Raw genomic sequence first — 522 nt, 5'->3', positions numbered from 1 at the left:
CAGTATTAACATAGTAATGATTGCTCTAAATATTAGCAGTCAATTCTCAATGATAAAAATATTCCTATTTTTATAACACAAATCATTTAATCCATTGAAGGAGAAGTACATGAGCGCACCTTTTTTTATGCCTGCAAATAATTTTCTAGGTGAAGGCGCTATTGATGATGCGGTGAAACAAATAGTCGATTTGGGATTTAAAAAAGCATTCTTAGTTACTGATAAACCTTTGGCTAGTTTAGGTCATGCTCAAGCTATTGCGGATAAATTGGCAGCCCATGATATTGCCACAACGATTTTTGATGAAACCAAACCCAATCCTACTGTCGGAAATGTTAATGCAGGTTTGGCACTGTTACAGCAAGCTGGCGCTGACTGTGTGATTTCATTGGGCGGCGGTTCGCCTCACGATTGTGCAAAAGCTATTGCGCTATTGGCGACCAATGGCGGGGTCATTAAAGATTATGAAGGGCTGGACCAATCAAAAAAGCCCGCTTTACCTATGATTGCGATCAATACCAC

General features: G+C 39.7%; 1 protein-coding gene. It reads left to right on the top strand.

The annotated features are described in order from the left end of the window. Window positions 1-109: 109 nt before the first annotated feature. Window positions 110-522, top strand: a 413-nt coding sequence (locus A2F46_RS11845; RefSeq protein WP_156471661.1) for an iron-containing alcohol dehydrogenase, incomplete at its 3' end; no start/stop codon positions are given.

The organism is Snodgrassella sp. CFCC 13594 (assembly GCF_001590725.1).
GTDB lineage: Bacteria > Pseudomonadota > Gammaproteobacteria > Burkholderiales > Neisseriaceae > Snodgrassella.
The sequence above is the reverse complement of the archived record's forward strand: the minus strand, read 5'-3'. Positions and strand labels throughout refer to the sequence as shown.